This window comes from Flavobacterium sp. P3_A6 (genome assembly GCF_056403035.1).
In genome coordinates this window covers 1-20,348 of record NZ_JBFUGG010000022.1, presented here as the reverse complement: position 1 = coordinate 20,348, position 20,348 = coordinate 1, and the positions used below count along the sequence as shown (strand labels likewise).

The 20,348-nt window shown below is 35.5% G+C and carries 18 protein-coding genes; 6 read left to right on the top strand and 12 right to left on the bottom strand.

Features of this window, described 5'->3' with window-relative positions:
* Positions 1-235: 235 nt before the first annotated feature.
* A complete protein-coding gene (locus tag AC1DVP_RS17335; protein WP_477184735.1) occupies positions 236-994 on the top strand; it encodes a phosphatase PAP2 family protein in 759 nt (252 codons plus the stop codon).
* Positions 995-1,171: 177 nt separating this feature from the next.
* Here AC1DVP_RS17335 and AC1DVP_RS17330 read toward each other — a convergent pair whose 3' ends face one another.
* Positions 1,172-2,434 carry a sensor histidine kinase gene (locus AC1DVP_RS17330; RefSeq protein ID WP_477184734.1) on the bottom strand — a complete coding sequence of 421 codons (1,263 nt, stop codon included), beginning with the start codon at positions 2,432-2,434 and terminating at the stop codon, positions 1,172-1,174.
* Entirely contained in the window at positions 2,427-3,104 is a 678-nt protein-coding gene (locus AC1DVP_RS17325) for a response regulator transcription factor (protein WP_477184733.1), read from the bottom strand. Before AC1DVP_RS17325 ends, AC1DVP_RS17330 begins: the two co-directional genes overlap by 8 nt.
* Before the next feature lie 266 nt (positions 3,105-3,370).
* Here AC1DVP_RS17325 and AC1DVP_RS17320 point away from each other — a divergent pair, with 266 nt between their 5' ends.
* The 5 genes from AC1DVP_RS17320 (at position 3,371) to AC1DVP_RS17300 (ending at position 7,154) form a co-directional block, all read left to right on the top strand.
* The gene (locus AC1DVP_RS17320) at positions 3,371-5,296 is read left to right on the top strand and encodes an LTA synthase family protein (protein ID WP_477184732.1); all 1,926 of its coding nucleotides are present in this window, start codon (positions 3,371-3,373) and stop codon (positions 5,294-5,296) included.
* A 145-nt stretch (positions 5,297-5,441) separates the two neighbouring features.
* A complete protein-coding gene (locus AC1DVP_RS17315; protein WP_477184731.1) occupies positions 5,442-5,762 on the top strand; it encodes an ArsR/SmtB family transcription factor in 321 nt (106 codons plus the stop codon).
* Positions 5,759-6,262 (top strand): SRPBCC family protein, encoded by a 504-nt coding sequence (locus AC1DVP_RS17310; RefSeq protein ID WP_477184730.1) that lies wholly within the window; start codon positions 5,759-5,761, stop codon positions 6,260-6,262. Before AC1DVP_RS17315 ends, AC1DVP_RS17310 begins: the two co-directional genes overlap by 4 nt.
* A 5-nt stretch (positions 6,263-6,267) precedes the next feature.
* Positions 6,268-6,774 (top strand): SRPBCC family protein, encoded by a 507-nt coding sequence (locus AC1DVP_RS17305; protein WP_477184729.1) that lies wholly within the window; start codon positions 6,268-6,270, stop codon positions 6,772-6,774.
* Between the two features lie 2 nt (positions 6,775-6,776).
* Positions 6,777-7,154: a DoxX family protein gene (locus tag AC1DVP_RS17300; protein WP_477184728.1), complete on the top strand. Its 378-nt coding sequence runs from the start codon at positions 6,777-6,779 to the stop codon at positions 7,152-7,154.
* Positions 7,155-7,467: 313 nt separating this feature from the next.
* On the opposite strand, the gene AC1DVP_RS17295 is transcribed toward AC1DVP_RS17300, so the two are convergent.
* From AC1DVP_RS17295 to AC1DVP_RS17250, 10 genes are all read right to left on the bottom strand, one after another.
* Positions 7,468-8,574, bottom strand: coding sequence for an NADH:flavin oxidoreductase (locus AC1DVP_RS17295; protein ID WP_477184727.1), 1,107 nt, complete (start codon positions 8,572-8,574; stop codon positions 7,468-7,470).
* 270 nt (positions 8,575-8,844) lie between these two features.
* Positions 8,845-10,263: a TolC family protein gene (locus AC1DVP_RS17290; protein ID WP_477184726.1), complete on the bottom strand. Its 1,419-nt coding sequence runs from the start codon at positions 10,261-10,263 to the stop codon at positions 8,845-8,847.
* Between the two features lie 64 nt (positions 10,264-10,327).
* On the bottom strand, positions 10,328-13,558 hold the full coding sequence (locus AC1DVP_RS17285; RefSeq protein ID WP_477184725.1) for an efflux RND transporter permease subunit: 3,231 nt from the start codon (positions 13,556-13,558) through the stop codon (positions 10,328-10,330).
* A gap of 9 nt (positions 13,559-13,567) precedes the next feature.
* A complete protein-coding gene (locus AC1DVP_RS17280; RefSeq protein ID WP_477184724.1) occupies positions 13,568-14,710 on the bottom strand; it encodes an efflux RND transporter periplasmic adaptor subunit in 1,143 nt (380 codons plus the stop codon).
* Between the two features lie 216 nt (positions 14,711-14,926).
* The gene (locus AC1DVP_RS17275; RefSeq protein ID WP_477184723.1) at positions 14,927-15,505 is read right to left on the bottom strand and encodes a TetR/AcrR family transcriptional regulator; all 579 of its coding nucleotides are present in this window, start codon (positions 15,503-15,505) and stop codon (positions 14,927-14,929) included.
* A 243-nt stretch (positions 15,506-15,748) separates the two neighbouring features.
* Positions 15,749-16,168, bottom strand: coding sequence for a hypothetical protein (locus tag AC1DVP_RS17270; RefSeq protein WP_477184722.1), 420 nt, complete (start codon positions 16,166-16,168; stop codon positions 15,749-15,751).
* A 347-nt stretch (positions 16,169-16,515) separates the two neighbouring features.
* Positions 16,516-17,424 (bottom strand): helix-turn-helix domain-containing protein, encoded by a 909-nt coding sequence (locus AC1DVP_RS17265; RefSeq protein ID WP_477184721.1) that lies wholly within the window; start codon positions 17,422-17,424, stop codon positions 16,516-16,518.
* A gap of 330 nt (positions 17,425-17,754) precedes the next feature.
* Positions 17,755-18,213 carry an SRPBCC domain-containing protein gene (locus AC1DVP_RS17260; RefSeq protein WP_477184720.1) on the bottom strand — a complete coding sequence of 153 codons (459 nt, stop codon included), beginning with the start codon at positions 18,211-18,213 and terminating at the stop codon, positions 17,755-17,757.
* A 268-nt stretch (positions 18,214-18,481) separates the two neighbouring features.
* Positions 18,482-19,297, bottom strand: coding sequence for a CPBP family intramembrane glutamic endopeptidase (locus tag AC1DVP_RS17255; protein WP_477184719.1), 816 nt, complete (start codon positions 19,295-19,297; stop codon positions 18,482-18,484).
* A gap of 243 nt (positions 19,298-19,540) precedes the next feature.
* A complete protein-coding gene (locus tag AC1DVP_RS17250; RefSeq protein ID WP_477184718.1) occupies positions 19,541-20,071 on the bottom strand; it encodes a hypothetical protein in 531 nt (176 codons plus the stop codon).
* Positions 20,072-20,348 lie beyond the last annotated feature (277 nt).

Below are 20,348 nucleotides of genomic sequence, written 5' to 3'. Positions count from 1 at the left end.
GTGAAAAATGAGCAGTTGGACCTTTTGTGTTTTTAGATTATATGTACCAGTAAAACTCAAAGATTATCCAATTTAAAATCGCATTTTTTATTACAAAATATTTTTATTGTTTCATGATATCCTGCCGAATAGGGTAACAAAGACAAGTTTTTAAATAATATTTTGATTCAAATATAAAATGCAGAATTAATTCAGAATTGTATTCGTACTTTGTGTTGATTTTAAAATAGTTATAATGAAATGTTTCCGCATATTTGTTGTATTGCTGTCAACCCATTTTTTGACAGCACAAAACAGTGTTACAGCTACTCTTGTGGTAAAAGACACTGTGCAGAATTTAAAGTTCAACTATAAACAGTTAATTATTCCCAGCGTATTAATTGGTTATGGTTTTATAGGTCTAAATAGTGATCAGCTTAAGAGTTTTAATTCTGAGATTCAGGAAGAAGTGAATGAGCATATTGACGAAAAGCTTACGATTGACGATTTTGCGCAATACGCGCCAGCAGCTTCGGTTTATGTTTTGAACGCATTTGGAGATAAAGGAAAAAATAATCTCAAAGACCGATCGATTATTTTGGCCAGTTCCTATCTTATGATGAGCGTTACGGTTCTTGCTTTAAAAGACATAACAAAAGAAGAAAGACCTGATGGTTCTTCCAATAATTCATTTCCTTCGGGGCATACTGCAACTGCTTTTGCCGGAGCGGAGTTTCTTTGGCAGGAATACAAAGATAAGTCCATTTGGTACGGAATAAGCGGTTATATTGTCGCTACTGGAACAGGTGTTTTTAGAATTGTCAATAACAGGCACTGGCTTACCGATGTTGTGGCGGGAGCAGGGATTGGAATATTAAGCACTAAGATTGCGTATTGGATTTATCCCTATGTAAACAATAAAATTTTTACTCATAAAGAAAAGAAAGTTTCGTCTATGTTTCTTCCTTATTACAACGGAAAACAATTGGGTTGCGGTTTAGTGATGCAATTCTAAATTTTTAGAAACTCTATAAAATCTAAAATGACTGTATTATTTTGAGCATTGGCATTAAAAAACAGTAATGCGAAGAATAGTAGTATGATTATTTTAAATCTCATTTTGCTTTGGTACTATTTTAATTTAAAAGAACAGTACAAATTTCAAAATCGATTCTATAGGAAGTTTGAATTTTTAAAATTTAATGCTAAAGCTGTGTAATTGGTTCTGAAAAGTGTAATTGATTTCCCATTGATTGATTTCGGTTATTTTTTTTATGATGGCCAAACCAAGACCATTTCCTTGTGAGGAAGGATTTATTTTGGAAAAACGATTAAATAATTTTTCAATTGCCAATGGTGTTGATTGTCCAGTATTAGAGAATGTCAATTGGTTGTCTTGTATGCGAATGATTATTTTTCCGTTTTTTTCATTGTGGCGAATGGCATTCAAAAACAAATTATTGATTAATACTTCTGTTAAGGCTGGATTTCCTTTGATAGAAAGCATAGTCGTGAACTCGGTTATAATGCTGAGGTTTTTCGCTTCGGCTTGTTCGGTAAAAAAATCAAGATGTTTTTCGATGTAGTCATTTAAAACAACAGTGCTTTTCTCAAGGTAGCTTTCGTTATCAATTTTAGAAAGCAACAAAAGATTTTTGTTAAGTCTGTTAAGTCTGGAAACATCATTATTCAGCGAGCTGACAACAGAAAGCTGTTCTTTATTGAGTTCAAGCTGAAGTAAAGTGTCAATTTTGGTTTGGAACAAAGCCAGTGGTGTTTGTAATTCGTGAGTAGCATTTTCTACAAATTCTCTTTGGTTTTTATAGATAGCTGTATTTTTTTCGATAAGCTGTTCCAGACTTTTGTTTAGCTGGTTGAATTCATCTATATCTGTAGGGATAAAATGCGGAGGCTTATTTTTATCGATTTCAAAATCATGTATTTGATGGAGAGTGTTGTAAAAAGGCTTCCATATTTTTGCAGCAGCTATTTTTGATATCCAAATGATTCCGATAAGCAGCATAATGATAATGAATAGAAACATGGCAGCAATATTTATTACCATTCCTTCCATTTCTACAAGACTAATTTTTTCTGTGTATGTATATTTTTTTCCGTTTATGGTGACTGGAGCATAAATGACACGGAAGGGTTCTTTTTCATTAGCAATAGAATCAAATGACATTTTGCCAACAATGGAATCTTTGGTTACTCTCATATCGGCAGCAATCATTACATTACGGTTATATTTGTTCCAAACCGCAATGTCTTTTTCTGTGAAATTTTTATGGCTTTCCTTTACAAATGCGCCTTTATGAAAATGTAAAACTTCATCAGTTTCATAAATGTAAAGCCACTCACTAATGTAATAAAACACGGGAGCTGACACTAACAATATGATAATGGCAAACGTAAGAAAGCTGCTGGTGGTTTTATATAATAATTTTTTACTCATTTTCCCATTTGTATCCTAAACCGTAAATTGTTTTGATGTAATCACCGCTTCCTGCCGCGTGGAGTTTCTTTTTTAAATTTTTTATATGGGCGTAGATGAAATCGTGATTGTCGAGCATATCGGCCATATCTCCAGAGAGGTGTTCTGCAATTGCTCCCTTGGACAAGACTTTATTATTATTGCCAATTAAAAACAGCAGTAAATCTATTTCTTTTTTGGTTAAGTCCAGTTTACTGTTATTGACAGTTACTGTTTTGGATAAAATATCAATAGTGATTTCATTGAAAACAATACTGTTGTTGCCTTGAAAATTCTTGCGGCGAATGAGTGCCTGCATACGAACTAACAATTCTGAAAGATGGAATGGTTTGGTCAGAAAATCATCTGCGCCGAGATTAAATCCTTCAATACGGGTGTCTAAATTTTCTTTTGCAGATATAATGATAACGCCTTCGGATTTGTTTTTGTTTTTTAATTCTCTTAAAATGTCAAATCCATCGCCATCAGGAAGCATCAAATCCAATAATATGCAATCGTAATCATAATTGTCAATTTTGGTAAGTGCCAATGCATAATTATCAGCCGTTTCGCATTGAATGCTATTGGTCTTAAAATAATTTACAATACTTTGGGCAATTTCCTGCTCGTCTTCTATAATTAAAATTTTCATATATGTAAAATTTATCTGCCAGCGATATGGTATGCTTTGCCGATTTGTAATTGCTCAGGTTGCCTTTTAATTTATTTATGTTTGCTTGCACTCTTTAATTGGCGATTTCATAACGCAATTTACAAATCAATTTTGAAGAAAAACTGAATGCTGGCATAAATGAAATTCTTTGTTTAAGTGTTTTTTTAATACAAATTCAGAAAGAATTCAAAATTGAAATGGTACTTTTGCCGAAATTATAAAATCTTGCTAGGCATATCTCAAATATGAAAAAAATCCAGTTCTCGAAACCTCTCATTAATTTCCTTTTAATTGGTTTAATAATTCTTACAGTTAGCCGTTTCGTATTGTTTTTGCTTTTTAGGAGCCGTATTGTTGAAACCCCAGATTACGGTTGGATTTTTCCTATCGGATTACGAATGGATCTCATCGTTTTGTGCTACCTTCTTTTTTTGCCTTTAGCTTTAATTGCTTTAGTGCCTGATTCTTTTCTGAAAAAAATTCAAAGTTTTTTGACCATATATTTCATTTTATTTTTGACGCTGATTCTGTTTATGGAATTATCGACGCTTGATTTTATTAATGAGTATGATACCAGACCCAATAAACTGTTTATTGATTATCTGATTTATCCTAAGGAAGTTGTAGGGACTTTGCTGAAAAGCTATCTTTTGTCCATTTTCGTAACTGTGATTATTTTAGCAGGATTTGTATATGTCCTAATTCGTTACAGAAAACAGCTTTTTGAAATCAGAATGACCAATTATAAAACGAAGTTATTATTCTTTCCTGTAGTTGCTTTTTTTGTGTTTTTCGGTGCAAGATCAAGTGTGACTTCTAAAAGGCCTATTAATGCCAGTAATGCAATTTTTTCTACAGATCATCTTACCAATTCGCTTGGGCTTGATTCATTTTACACAGTTGCCTTTGCTTTATATTCAATGAAAAATGAAAGCAACCCAGAGAAAATGTATGGAAGCATGGATTATGCCGAAGCCATTTCGAGGGTAAAAAAATATATGGATGTAAAGCCAAATGCTTTTTTAGACGATTCTATTCCGTTACTGCATATTCAAAAAACGGACAGTGTTATCAAAAGACCTTACAATATTGTGATTATTCTGGAAGAAAGCTTGGGTGCCGAATATGTGGGGTCACTTGGAGGATTGCCATTAACCCCTGAATTTGATAAACTGACGAAAGAAGGAACATTATTTACCAATTTATATTCAACGGGAACCCGAAGCGTACGCGGAATTGAGGCTGTGGTTACTGGTTTTCTGCCGTCTCCGTCAGAAAGTGTAGTGAAACTGAATAATTCGCAAACTAATTTCTACACCATTGCATCGTTATTGAAACAAAAAGGATATGACACTAGTTTTATTTATGGCGGGATGGCCAATTTTGATAATATGGGGGCTTTTTTTAGCGGCAATGGGTTTGACAAAATTATTGATGAGGATGATTTTGATTCCAAGAAAGCTGCTTTTCACGGCACTTGGGGCTGGTCTGATGAAGATGTAATGGCAAAAGCCAATACTTATTTTAAAAGCCTTGGCAATAAACCTTTTGTTTCATTAGTATTTTCTTCTTCCAATCACGAGCCTTTTGAATTTCCCGACGGAAGAATTACCCTTTATAATAAGGAAAAGAATTCAGTGGACAATGCAATGAAATATGCTGATTATTCGATCGGTCAATTTTTTAAACAAGCCAAAAAGGAAGAATATTATAAGAACACTATTTTTCTTGTGATTGCAGATCATAATACCAGAACTTATGGAAAACACCTTGTGCCTATAAACAAATTTCATATCCCAGCTCTGATTATTGGTCCGGGTGTTGCAAAAGGGGAAAAATACAATAAATTATGCAGTCAGATTGATATTCAGCCTACTGTGTTGGGCAAAATTGGATTGGATACCGAAGTTCCAATGGCAGGAAGAAATTTATTTAATTTGCCTGATTCGTTTCAGGGCCGCGCGATGATGCAGTTTAATGATATCAATGCTTTCCGAGTAGGAAACGAAGTTGTCATTATGCAGCCCAATAAGGAACCTTTGCAGTTTCATGTTCAAAATGACACCATCTTTACTCCAGAAAAGCTTAATAAAAATTTAGCCAAAGATGCGCTGGCTCATGTAATATGCCCTTTCTATTTATACAATCAGCAAAAGTATAGGATTAAATAGCGGAGTAAATACTAGACGGAATGGAACCTAAACATGTTAAGTGTTTAGGTTTTTTTTATGTCTTAAAAAAAAAAATGTAAAAACATTTGCGAAACTGATTGGTTGCATGTATATTTGCAACCAAATGGTTTCGTAATTTTGAAAAATGAGAAGAGATATATTTCAGGCAATAGCAGATCCAACAAGAAGATCCATTATTACGCTCATTGCTTTGCAGGCTATGACGCCTAATGCCATTGCAGAACATTTTGACACCACACGACAGGCAGTTTCAAAACATTTGAAAATATTGGCAGAATGTGAGTTAGTTAAACAAGAACAGCAGGGAAGGGAAATTTATTACAGTCTTGAAATTGACAAAATGAAAGAAATTGACAAATGGCTGGAGCAGTTTAAAAAGATTTGGGAAACCCGTTTTAACCAATTGGATGATTTATTATTAACAATTAAAAATACAAAAAAATGATGAACAGCAATTTGCAATTTGACTTCCTTGTAGACAAGGAAAAGAATACCATTACAGTAAGAAGAGAATTCCTTGGCAATCAGCAATTGGTTTGGGACTGTTATACAAAAAAGGAATTATTAGACCAATGGTTTGCACCAAAACCGCTAACGACTAAGACCAAATCAATGGATTTTAGTAAAGGCGGCCATTGGCATTATGCAATGGTAGAGCCTAATGGAACTGAATATTGGGGATGGACAACATTTCTGGAAATAAAACCTATTGATTATTACACCTCTACCGATGCTTTTAGTGATGAAGACGGCAACATAAATACCGATTTGCCACAAGCAGTATGGCTGGTTAATTTTACAAGCAAAGAGGAGAATGCAGTTGTAGAAACGATTGTTACTTATAACTCCCTTGAAGATCTGGAAGCAGTAATTCAAATGGGAATGAAAGACGGATTGACTTCAACATTAGAAAGATTAGATGAATTGTTAGTAACGCTAAAATGATAGCCATGAATAATAATCTGACATTCGATTTTACTGTGAACAAAGAAACGAACACAGTACATGTAAAAAAAGAATTCGCTGCTGAATTGGCATTGGTTTGGGATGCTTACACCATGCCTGAATTACTCGATCAGTGGTGGGGACCAAAACCGTGGTTTGCCAAAACTAAATCAATGGAGTTTAAAGAGGGCGGACGAAGATTATATTCCATGTGTGGTCCAGAAGGGGAGGAACATTGGGCATTGGCAGACTTTACTTCCATTTCGCCTAAAACTAATTTTAAGTTTTTGAGTGGCTTTTGCAATATAGATGGGAATATAAATACCGAAATGCCGCGCTCTGTATGGAATATAGATTTTGTCGATAAAGGAAATACAACCCTTGTAGATATTGCTATTAAACATGAAACATTAGCCAATTTGGAAAAACTGCTGGCTATGAATTTTAAAGAAGGATTTACCATTGCCTTAAATGGTTTGGACGAACTATTTGCTAACGCTAAAATTAATTAATAATGAAAAATAAAATCATATTCGTTTTAAGTCTTTTATTTGGTTTGATGTTTATCAACGCAGGCCTGAACAAGTTTTTTTATTATATGCCAATGCCTGATAATCTGCCCGAAAAAATGCAGAAAGCCATGAACGCTTTTACCGAAATTGGCTGGATCATGCCACTTGTAGGCGCAGTCGAGGTTTTGGGAGGTGTGTTGATCATCCTGCCAAGATTTAGAGCATTAGGAGCTTTAATCATTTTGCCTGTTATGGTTGGAATTGTCCTGACAAATATTGTCCAAGATACCAGCGGATTGCTTTTTGCTTTAGTTTTAAGCGCGATTTTGATTTCGATAATGTTTCAAAACAAGGAAAAGTATTTAATGCTGTTTAAATAAATCTTAGATAGATACAGGGAAGCTCTAAATATTGAAAGATGTTTGGAGCTTTTTTTATGGAGTGATTTTAATTAATGAGAACATGAAATGTATACTATACATCCGATCTTGTAAGGGTAGAATATGATAAAGCCAAAGATTAATTCTAAAGTTATATGTCATTTATGCCTTTTGATACCCCTTCCATTAAACGGAATAAATGAAAAACGCTGTAAAACCGAGATTTTACAGCGTCATCAAATTAAATAATAAAAAAAGGGTATTTTTAGTCAGCTCCCATTAAGATGCTGAACAATTCACTTGCCTGTAAAATTTATTCTAATATCAATTCGCTCAAAGCTTCTTTACTGAATCCTATAAGCTGATCAGTTTTTCCGGATTTTATTTTTGCAGTCCAATTTGGGTCAGACAGTAAAGGTCTTCCAACGGCTACCAGATCAAAATCACCTCTGTCAAAACGTCTTGTCAGTTCATCCAAAGAGGCAGGCTGTGAACTTTCGCCTGCAAAAGCACCAAAGAAATCACTTGAAAGGCCAACAGAACCAACGGTAATGGTTGGAGCTCCGGTTACTTTTTTGGCCCATCCTGCAAAATTGAGATCCGATTTTTCAAATTCTGGTTCCCAGAAACGGCGTTGTGAACAATGCAGAATATCAACTCCAGCATCAACAAGAGGCGTAAGCCAAGCGTCTAATTCTTGAGGTGTTTTTGCTAGTTTATAATTATAATCAGAAGGTTTAAACTGAGAGAAACGCATAATCACGGCAAAGTCATTTCCCACTTGTTGTCTGATTTCTTTCACCACTTCAATGGCAAACCGATTGCGCTCCTTCAATGTTTTTCCGCCGTAAATATCAGTGCGTAAATTAGTTTCAGGATTGAAAAACTGGTCAATTAAATAACCATGCGCACCGTGAATTTCGATAGTATCATAGCCTAATCTTTTGGCATCAGCAGCTGCTTTTCCGAAAGCAAGAATGGTATCTTCAATAGCTGCTTCAGACATTGTATTGCCGTTATTGAACCCCGGACGGTTTAATCCCGAAGGACCTTCAAAAGGAACTGGAGGAACCCAGCCCGAATGATGGTTATCCATAATTCCCATGTGCCAGATTTGCGGTCCCATTTGGCCACCCGCTGCGTGAACTTCGTTGATTATTTTTTCCCATCCTTTTAGTGCCTGATCGCCATAAAAGTGAGGCACATTTCCATCATTGGATGAGGAAGGTCTGTCGATAACAGTCCCTTCAGATAATATTAAACCCACTTCACCCTCGGCTCTTTTTTGATAGTAAGCGGCAACTTCATCAGTTGGGATTCCGTTTGGAGAAAAAGAGCGCGTCATTGGCGCCATTACGATTCTGTTTTTAAGATTTAGCGATTTCAGGCTGAAAGGCGAAAATAAATTAGTTGTACTCATAACTATTTATAATTTAGATTGTTAATTTGTTTCGTTTTGTAAATTAATTTTAGATTTTAACCTGTTGTGTGTAATAATGTTTAAATAAAAATGAACCACATAGACACATAGATTTATAACTATAATTTAAGAATAAATAAGAAATAGCACTATTTTTCACATAGATTGACTATGTGTAAAGTAAAACGTCTATCAAGCTCTTTTTAAACACTATAAATTCTATGTTTCTATGTGTTTAAAAATAATTTTACTCCTAAACAGGTTTTGATTTTATCTCCAGCCTCCGCCCAATGCGCGGTACAATTCCGTATTGGCCGTAAGTTGTTCTCTTTTTATGTTGGCAAGTTCTAATTCGCTTTGCAATAAATTCGCCTGCGCAGAAAGTACTTCAAGATATTCCGCCATTCCGTTTTGGAATAACATTTTAGCATTTTTAATGGCTAGTTGCAAAGTTTTTACACGTTCCTGTAAAAACGATTCCTGTTGTTGCAGTTTCTCAACTTTCACCAAAGCATCTGATACTTCACTAACAGCGATTAATACGGATTGTCTGAAATTTAAAACCGCTTTTTCCCTTTCGGCTACGGCGATATTATATTGTGTTTTTAGCCTTTTGTTATTCAGCAGAGGCTGTGTCAAACCACCAGCAACAGTTCCGAACAATGAAGCTGGAATAGTAAACCAGTTACTGCTTTCGAATGAATTTAGTCCGCCTTGAGCAGTAATTCTAAGTGCTGGATACAAATCGGCTTTTGTGATTCCGACATTGGCATTCGCAGTTTTCAGAATCAATTCTGCGCTTTTTACATCAGGTCTTCTGCTTACTATTGAGGACGGAATTCCGATTAAAGCATTATTTTTCACTTCAACAGCACTAAGAACAATGCTTCTTTTTTTCGAATTGGGGAATGAACCCGTCAATACGCTCAGGGCATTTTCTTGAATCGCGATGTTTTGTTCCAATAAAGGAACCAATTGTGCCGCATTTAATTTTTGTGCTTCCGATTGCTGAATGGCTAATGAAGTTACTTGTCCGGCATCAAATTTCAATTTGATGAAAGTGGTGGTGCTGTCAATTAACTGTACATTTTTCTTAGCAATTTCTAATTGTGCGTCCAGCATCAAAAGATTGTAATAACCGCTTGAAACATTGGCAACAATAGTAGTCTGCAATGCTTTTTTTACTTCTTCCGATTGAAGATAACTGGCAAAAGCTCCTTTTTTCTGGCTTTTGATTTTTCCCCAAATATCTGCTTCCCACGAAAGTGAAACCCCGGCAGAATAATCCTCAATATGTTTAACACCCAATGCTTGATTCAGGTTCATTCCCGTAAAACTATTGTCTGACGGATTGCTGGTACTGGCATTCACAAATAAATTGGCCTGAGGCACATTTCCCCACTTGGATTGTGTGAATCTGTATTGCGCAATTTCAATGTTTTTAGCCGCAATTTGTAAATCGTTATTTCTGACCACGGCACTATCAATCAGCTGAATAATGTCTTTTTCTGTAAAGAAATTTTTCCACTCCAAATCACCAATGCTTGCCGTATCCTTTGAAACTGATGTATTCCTGAAATTCCCAGGGAATGCATCTTTTGGAGTTTCAATATCCTTCGAAACGGTACAGGATATTATTGTGGTGATCAAAATGACGATCATCACGGTTTTGGTTATATACTTTTTCATTTTACTTTTTCGTAATTAAATTTCTGGACAGGTGTCTTTTTTGCTTTCAAGATCTTTGGACACTTTATACGCTATGTACGTGAGGCTGATGATTATTGTCACCAGAATTGCTGTGATATAATTTTCCATTTTTATTTTCGTGGTTATGAGTTACAGCGACTGGTTTTCCAGTAACTTTTTCTTGTAAATATTGGAATACTATGAATAAAACAGGGATGATTAACAGCCCTAGAATTACTCCCGAAACCATTCCGCCCGCAGCACCAATACTGATAGAGTGGTTACCCTGAGCAGATGGCCCTTTGGCACTCATCATCGGAATTAATCCAACTACGAAAGCCAGTGACGTCATGATAATTGGACGTAAGCGCAGTTTGGCCGCATCTATAGAAGCTTTGACCAATGCCTGACCGGATTTTCTTTTTTGGGATGCAAATTCTACAATCAGAATCGCATTCTTGGCGAGCAGTCCTATAAGCATTACCAAGGCAACCTGCACGTAAATGTTATTTTCGATTCCGGTCAATCCAATGGCTACAAATACTCCAAAGATTCCGGCTGGGATCGAGAAGATTACCGCCAAAGGCAAAATGTAACTTTCGTACTGTGCTGCAAGCAGGAAGTAAATGAATATCAAACACAATAAGAAAATTGTTGTTGATTGTCCTCCCGAAGAAATCTCTTCACGGGTTTGTCCTGAGAATTCATAACTGTAACCTGCAGGCAATTGCTGCGCTGCAACTTCCTCAATTGCTTTGATGGCATCTCCAGAACTAAATCCGGGTTTCGGAATCGCATTTACCGAAATAGAATTAAACAAATTGTATCTCGAAGCTGTTTCAGAACCATAAATACGGCTTAGTTTTACCAAAGTATTGATTGGAACCATTTCGCCGTTTTTATTTTTTACAAATACACGGTCAATAGCTGACGGATCTGCTCTGTCGGCAATATCTGCCTGAACAACCACTCGGTAATATTTTCCAAATCGGTTAAAGTCGGAGGCTTGTGCGCTTCCAAAATATGCCTGCATAGTCTGCAGAATGTCTTTGACTTTTACGCCTAATTGATCGGCTTTCTCGTCATTAATATCCAATTGCAATTGAGGATAATCGGCTTTGAAACTAGTAAAAGCAACAGCTATTTCTGGGCGTTTCATTAATTCTCCAATGAAGGTTTGTGAAATACCGCTAAATTTATCCAGTTTGCCTCCCGTTTTGTCCTGTAATACTAAGTCTAAAGCTTCAACATTACTAAAACCGGGTACAGTTGGGAAACTAAATACGAAGAAACTACCGTCTGAAATCGCACCCAATTTGCCACGAACCTGATTCATTATTTCATCAATATTTTTAATGCTGCCGCGCTCTTCATTTGGTTTAAGCAATACAAAAACCACTGCCGATGACGGGCTTGTAGAATTCGTCAATAAGTTGAAACCTGAAATGGCGGTTACAAATCTTGAAGATTCCAAACCTCTTAACGTATTTTCGGCTTTAGTCATTACTTTTTGAGTTCCATCAAGAGAAGTCCCCGAAGGAGTGTTAACCGCAATAGCAATAAATCCTTGATCTTCTGTTGGAATAAATCCTGATGGTGTCGTTTTTACCATTACAATAGTCGCAATAGTAATTAAAGCCAAACCTCCCAAACTAACCCATTTGTTGCGGATTAAGAATTTTAGCCCGCCAACGTAACGGTTGGTTAAGGATTCAAAACTATTATTGAATCCGGTAAAGAATTTTTCTTTAAATCCTCGTTTAACGTATGAAGTCTGTCCGTTATGTGCAGCGTGATTATCTTTCAAAAATAAAGCGGCTAGGGCAGGACTCAACGTCAAAGCGTTCACAGCTGAAATTACGATAGCAATTGCCATAGTGAAAGCAAACTGGCGATAGAAAACCCCTGTTGAACCTTCCATGAAACCAACTGGCAAAAATACTGCTGCCATTACCAGCGTAATCGAAATAATCGCTCCGGTAATTTCGTGCATGGCTTCGTGCGTGGCTACTTTTGGAGACAGATGTTTGTGTTCCATTTTAGCATGCACGGCTTCGACGACGACAATCGCATCATCGACGACAATACCAATGGCTAAGATTAAAGCGAAAAGCGTTAAAAGGTTTATCGAAAATCCGAATAACTGCATGAAAAAGAACGTTCCTAAAATTGCTACAGGCACAGCAATAGCAGGAATTAAAGTTGATCTAAAATCCTGAAGGAAGAGAAAAACAACTATAAATACCAGTATAAAAGCTTCAAGCAAAGTATGCTCCACCTGTTCAATAGACTGATCCAGAGAAACTTTTGTGCTGTAGAAAATATTGTGTTTTATTCCGGCGGGGAAATCTTTGGATGCTTTAACCATCAATTTGTTAATCGCAATCTGAATATCATTAGAGTTAGAACCCGCCAATTGAATTACTCCGATTACAATTCCTTTTTTACCATTCAAACGTGTTAAACTGTTGTAGGAGTAGGCACCAAGTTCCACTCTTGCTACATCTTTTAATCGAAGTATAGAACCGTCAGCATTGGAACGAATGGCAATATTTTGATAATCTTCGGGTTTGGTTAATTTTCCTTTGTATTTAATTACATATTCGAAAACTTCGGTACTTCTTTCCCCAAATTTACCCGGAGCAGCTTCCAGACTTTTGTCCTGAATCGCTGCCATAACTTCATTTGGCGTTACATTATGCGTTGACATTTGTGTTGGATTCAGCCAAACACGCATAGAGTAATCTTTTATACCGCCAAAAATATTGGCAGCACCAACTCCCGGAATACGTTTGATTTCAGGGATAATATTGATCTGCGCATAATTGGCAACAAAGGTTTGATCGTATTTGGACTCATCCTCGGTATACATACCGATTGCCATGATAAAACTGTTTTGCTGTTTGGCAGTGATAACCCCTTGCTGTACTACTTCTGCAGGCAACTGACTGGTAGCTTGTGCAACTCTGTTCTGCACGTTCACTGCAGCTTGGTCAGCGTCAGTTCCTAATTTAAAGAAAACAGTAATTGCTAATGTACCGTCATTACTCGCAGTCGAGCTCATGTAAGTCATATTCTCCACACCATTTATAGATTCTTCCAGAGATGGCGCAACAGAACGCAAAACCGTTTCTGCATTGGCTCCTGGATAAACTGCCGTCACCAAAACCGAGGGAGGCGCAATATCAGGAAACTGTTGTAAAGGCAATTTCGTAAGTCCAAGTACTCCTAATATCACCAGCAAAATGGAGATAACGGTTGCCAGTACGGGCCTTTGTATAAATATTTTGAACATCTGTAAAAATTATTTTTTGTTAATGATTTGGGCAATTTTTGCTGCTGATTTTTCAGGCTGAATTACTTGTCCTTCCTGAAGTTTGTCGATACCGCTTAATACAATTTGGTCACCCGTTTTTACACCGTCTTTGATAAGGTAGTTAGCACCGCTTTTACCGACAACTGTAATAGGCATTTTGGCAACCTTGTTTTCTTTGCTTACCGTAAAGACAAAAACTTTATCCTGCATTTCTATTGTAGCCGACTGTGGTACCAAAATCGCATCGTCATGCTGCAGTGCTAAACGGATTCTTCCGGTATTTCCTGAACGTAAAGTTTTGTTTGGATTGGAGAATTTAGCTCTTACGGTAATAGCTCCGGTGGTTTTATCAAATTGCCCATCGACCATGTCTATTTTTCCCGTTTGCGGATAAGCACTGTTATCTGCTAATATCAAAGTCACAGGAGGTAGTTTTTTAATCTTGTCGCCAATGCTGTTTCCTGCATATTTTGATTTAAATTGAATGAAATCCGTTTCACTCAAGGAAAAATAAGCATATACTTCGTGAACATCTGAAAGAGTTGTCAGTGCGTCAATATCGGTTGCAGCAACTAAACTTCCTTGTTTTTTAGGCAATCTTCCTATGTAGCCATTTACCGAAGCCGTAATATTGGTATATCCTAAATTGATTTTTGCTGATGCCGCTATTGCTTTGGCCTGTTCGATATTAGCAGCAGCAATTTTCTGGGAAGCTTTAGCCGATTTCAGCTGATAATCAGAAACCACTTTGTTTTGAACCAAAGGAGTAAGTTTATCAACTTCAAGCTGTGCGTTGATATAAGATGCTTCGGCCGCATGAAGACTGGCCAAAGCATTGTTTAACTGCTCACGGTAGGGACGTTCGTTTATTTTGAACAAAGACTGCCCTTTAGTAACATAAGCGCCTTCATCGACCAAAACGCGGTCTAAATTTCCGCTTACCTGCGGACGGATTTCCACATCTACAGTTCCCTGTATAGCAGCAGGGTATTCAGCATCGGTAGTAGTGTTTTCTGTAGTTATTGCCATAACAGGCAGGAGCGGAGCGGGTGCAGTGGCAGGTGCCTGAGATTTATCTGCACAACTGATTAAAAATACAGCCATTAAGCTTAAAATTGTAAATTTTTTCATGATTGGAATTGTATTAAATTTAGTCTTAGATAGTGTCTTATTTGGAATAATCGTTTCAGAATTCATGCTGTTTTTAATTTAAAGATTAATAATTTAGTATAGCGATAATTCTGGAATAAACGTTTCAGAATCAATGCTGTAATTTAAAAAATGCGTATGCTTATTGTGTATTGTTATCTGAAATAAACGTTTCAGAATTTAGGTAAAAAAAAGGGATTATTTAAAAATATTTTTAATCAGAAATTCTGACATTTTTTTGATTTTGATCGGGTTTCCATGAAGTATATACGATTGCTTCCATCCTGTAAAAGAAGTGGCAATGTATTCAGCCATTAATGCTGCATCTTCGGTATCATCCATTTCGCCGTCATCCATTACTTTTTGAACTATGGAAGCCATATATTCAATGAAAACATCATTGTTTTTGCTCATTACGTTTCGGACAATGCAGTCATCTGGAGCAATTTCGAAAATAGTTTTCATCCCTAAGCATCCTTTGTCGCAGGATATAATCCAATCCGCTTTATCGCTAATAACTTTAATCAATGCAGCTTTGGCGGATGTTTCCTTGGCTACTTTTTCTTTTATTTCCTGCATCGCATTATCAAAATAATTGCCAATGCATTTCATAAATAATTGATGCTTGTCGCCAATGGTGTTGTATAAACTGCTTCTGTTGATCTGCATGGCATCCACTAAGTCCTGCATAGAAGTAGCATTATATCCTTTTTCCCAAAAGACATTCATTGCTTTTTCAATTTTTTCGACCTCGTTAAATTCTACACAGCGAGCCATAACATTTCATTTTCACTTTGCAAATGTAAAACTATTTTTGAAACAAGCGTTTCAGAATTGATATTTTTTTCATTTATTTTTTCAAAGTACAATAAAAAATAATTCAATGTGTTTATTTTTAGTTGCTTATGTTTTTTTTTGAATTAATAGGAGCAGGGCAGTTTCGTTAGCAATGACAGTTGTTCCGCTGTTCATTATATGCTTTTACTTAGAAAAAATTTCATAATTTTTAAGTTAAAACTATTAGTTTTTTTTAGTATACTGATACAGAGCAGAATATATCAATGTTGGTTTACCATTTACGCAGTCAACTCCAGATGGCGGTAATATCATGTCGCAGGTTGAGATAATTCCCCATTTTTTATTGTATGCTTCTTGTGCTTTGGTATAATTCTCTACTTTTTTTAGAAATTCGGTAACATTAATTTTCAAGGAGTACGCAATAAAACCAAAAGAACCTCCACATGATTTTGAGCCAATGGCTGTAAAAGACCATTCTGCGGGGTTAGTGCATGGAGTAGTATTGACCATGGAAGCTGTAATAATTTCAGTGTACATTTTGGATAGATTTTGATCTTCTGATTTTTGTGAAGAAGAATCGTCATTATTGCAACTGAAAATGAAGAGATTAAATGCAATAAATAAGAATTTTATATTTTTCATAGGAGGTGTTTAATAAATAGATGGCCTTATTAAAGAAAGGTTGCGTTTGTTAGAAAAAACTAGAGGTTTTTATTTATCCCTCTGTGTTCGTTTGCAACGAGTGCTTACTTACTTTTATGAACTAATTTAGGTAGATACTCGTCACAGAAGAACACCAAAGAACGTTGACAAACGAGTGCCATAGGGGAAAAGAGGATATAAAACTTCTTAAATACCTTCTGATATATTTTTGAATCCATGCAGTTACGGATTCTCAGCGGTTTCGTTTAACTGGAGGTTCATTGTTTGTGCTGTGCATTCAACGAAACTTTTACTGTTACCAGCAGTGTTTTTATTACTGTCTTTCGTTACTCTATTATTGTAATCCCTGTCAAATTCGCTTGATTATTTTTCAAAAAAGCAAAAGTTATACTGTCCACTTTACAGTTTACAAATTGAACTTTTTTAAATCTTTCATTATATTTGAAAAAGGTGTTTAGAATAGTTGCATTTTCAAATTTAACTCCATAAAATGCACAGTGTTCAAAATGACAGTCTTCAAAGGTTCCTGTGAAAGTAATATTACTAATGTTTGTTTTTTTCAATTTCGTAAATTTCCAAACAACATCTTCTACAATATTATTCTCTAAATTTACTTCCAGAATTTCTGCACCCGAAAAGTCCGCTTCAGTGAAATTGCATTTTTCAATATTACTTTTAAAAATTTCAGCATCAATAAAATAACATTTATTGAACTGATTTTTTAAGAGGTTTGAGAATTGGATTTTGCTGTCTCTGATGTCGGAACCTGAAAAATCGCAGAGGTCAATATTGTTTTTTCTAAGAATAACTCCTGATAAATCAGAGTTCATAAACTTACAGTTCTTCATATTTGAAGAACTAAACTTTTCCTTTAAGTTTTTTAAACCTGAAAAATCAGCATCACTCCAGTTACCTTGAGACATGTCCCAATTCCAGCCAAATTTTTTTCTTGGATTTGTTCTATCGATTTCTACTGTTTGCTGGCTGAGTTTTTCAATTAATGTTGTTGCAGCTTTTTCGTTCTGAAAATTGTCAGAGAAGTAATTAAGGTCAACTCCAAGAATTTCTGCAAGTCGGTTTAATGTGGAAATGTCAGGCATAGATTCGCCACGCTCCCATTTACCAACTGCTTGAGGACTGATTGAAACTTGTTGCGCAAGTTCGGCTTGCGAAAGATTAATTTTCTTTCTCGCTGTGGCAATTTTATTACCAATTGATTTTGAATTTAGCATCATCTTACTTGTTTTTGTGATGCCACAAAGTTATTTGATCTCATTGACGTGATGTTAATATAGTCCGCTATCATTAGTTGTTTTCATACTACTTTCTGTTGCATTTCGACAACTATTGGTTGTATTTATGTCTTTTTGCCAATTTCTGTTTCAATTTGTCCTTAACTGTCAGGTTTATGGCTGCCCCAACATTGCTGGTAACATTTTGCCGCTACAGGAAGTTGGCGGTTTCGAAGCACAAAATTGTTTGCCACCACTGAACCGCTAATTTCTTGTAGGTACTGTTATAGGCTGCATTTGTTTTTTTGTATTTTTAAGATATTCTTGAAATTTTTATTTTTCACAAAGTTCTTTCAGCTTATCGAGTGCTTTTGGGTAGGTCTGGTTCATATAATCTAAAAAATCTTCGGTGGTGTCTAAGTCAACAGTAACGGTTGTAGTTCCATTGTTTTCTTCGAAGGTATAGTTTTCAAATCCGTTTGCCCATTTTTCCACTTCTGGTCCTTCTGTAATTTCCTTGTCAGCTTTAAAAAGACCATAATGTTGAATCGAAACAAATCGGTAGGGAATGTTTTCAGCTATCTTGGAAACCATACCTCCCTTTTCTCCTTTCTCATCTACTCCGATAAATAGAATTTTATTTCCCTTGTCCCAACTTCCTTCATAGGTCGATGTCGGGTTAAACAAAGAAGTCCATTGCTCATAAGTTGATTTACTGTTGATGCCAAGCATAAAATCATAAATCTTGGTCACCGGTGCATTGATGCTTACTATGAATTGTAACTTTTTCATAATATTACTATTTGTTTAAATTAACCTTTCGAGTTGTTATTTTCCGTCATATTTAGCAGTCGCCTAAGATAGTCTATAACGTTTAGCAGCTTGGCGATGTGGCGGATTAGGAAAGCCTAAACTTTCGGTTAAACATTAATTTTCCAAGTACAAAACCATCTTTAAATTAAGCCCAATATTAGGATTTGCCAAATCATCCCAAATACAAAACCAACTTTCCGTTGAGCCTATTGCCCAAATCCGTTGTAGCTGTTGGCAGTAGCCATTTTCATTCGCTTAAATGATTTTTTCTGTAATAAAAGCAAATGCCTGTAATTGCAATTCCCATTACAAATATGAATGCTAATAATCCAATATCTTCAACTTTTGATTCATATCCTTTCTCAACGATAGCTTCCCATATACCTGGTTTGCTTTTAAATCCAAATGTCCATTGTCCAAAATTCCAAGCACTATGAAGTCCAAATGAAAGCGCAAGACCTTTAGTTTTTAATGCCGACACGCCAAATAAAATTGCTCCGATTCCAGAACCTAATATTGCCATTTTCCATGTCATTCCACCAGCAACGTGTTCAAGAATGAAAATGATTGTTATTATTGTTAACGCTAAAAGAGAACCTATTGAAATATTCAGGCTTCTCAAAGGATAAGCGCGAAAAGCCAATTCTTCTCTGCAAGCAACAAGCAAATATAAAATGAACGGTAAGAGTATATCAATTAATGAAATTTGTGAGACAAATTTTAACTGAAAATGTCCAAAAGCTATAACTATTAATGCTTGTGAGATAGCCATACAAAAACCAATTGCATAGCCACTTAAAAATCTAAAAATACTGTGTTTATCGGGAATGATTCCGATGTCATTTAGTTTCAGTTTCTCCCATTTTACAAATAACAATGTTAATATAAATGTTAGAACTGTTGCGGATAAAATAGATATATGATCCGAAATATTTGCTGAAATATTTTGAGTCATACTCGAGCATAATATTAAAATTACAGCACAACTCCCGCAAAAAAGCAAAACTCGCCAAAAGGTATAATACCATTTTAAAGTTGTTTTTGAATTATGCTGTATAGTCATGCTATTTCGTTTAATATTCTTTTATTAAGTTCTCGAGAGAAGGTTACTGCCAATGTTCTGGTACTACAGCGGGTTTGGGACTAAATTAAGCCCTATTTTCGGATTTGCCAAATCATCCCAAATACAAAACCATCTTTCCATTAAGCCAATTGCCTAAATCCGGTAGCTGTTAGCGGCTGTTTTTTTTCTCTCTATTAGTTTGTTCACTTAATTGTCCACCAATAAAAAAGTTTATTATTATTATTATTTATTTTTTGTTAAGTAGAAAAATTCCCTTTCTAATTCATATTTAAGTCTTTTTACACTACGTCTCATCATAAAATATGGCATTGAAAACATTAACGTTCCATGTAAAAGCAAAAATGGTATAGCAAAGAATTCTACATTGTTGTCTGAACTACTAAAACTAAAAATAAATATTGAATAAAAAATGATTAAGAAAACGTAGAATATAATAAAGAAATTATTGAACCCATTTATTTCTGTTTCAACGGTCAATTGACCATTGTTTTCGGATAGTGTACCATTAGCAACAGCTATATTTATATTTGTGTCAAAAAAACGTGTTCTTCTTTTTAGTTTAAACCCATCATAATTTACTTGCCCTTTAAATTCGTTTTTACTAGAAGAGAATGCATCAAATGTATCTGAAAAGATTCCTGTATTTCCTTCGTCAGTGATTGAAGATAGTCGTTGTACGAATTCAGTTTTACCGATTTGTAGGTTCGTTGTTAAATAGTCAATAAGTTTCAATTTTTTTAAAAAGTCTTCCATCGTTGTTGTTGTCTGATATAGTTACCACTAACGTCAGTCTGTGAAAAAACCTTCGTTTGAGTTGCCTCAAATATAACAAAAAAGTTGTGGCAAAACAGGAATTTTCGTATTTTTAGGAATGCAACATATCACAGGGATTTCCCGCCACCAAATGCGTATTTTTAGTTTAGAAGAGGCTATAGCTCCCAATAATCAAGTACGATTTATAGATGCTTTTGTAGCGTTTGTAGATCTTGCGAAGCTTGGTTTTTCTGTGCAGACCATCAAAAGTGAAGGC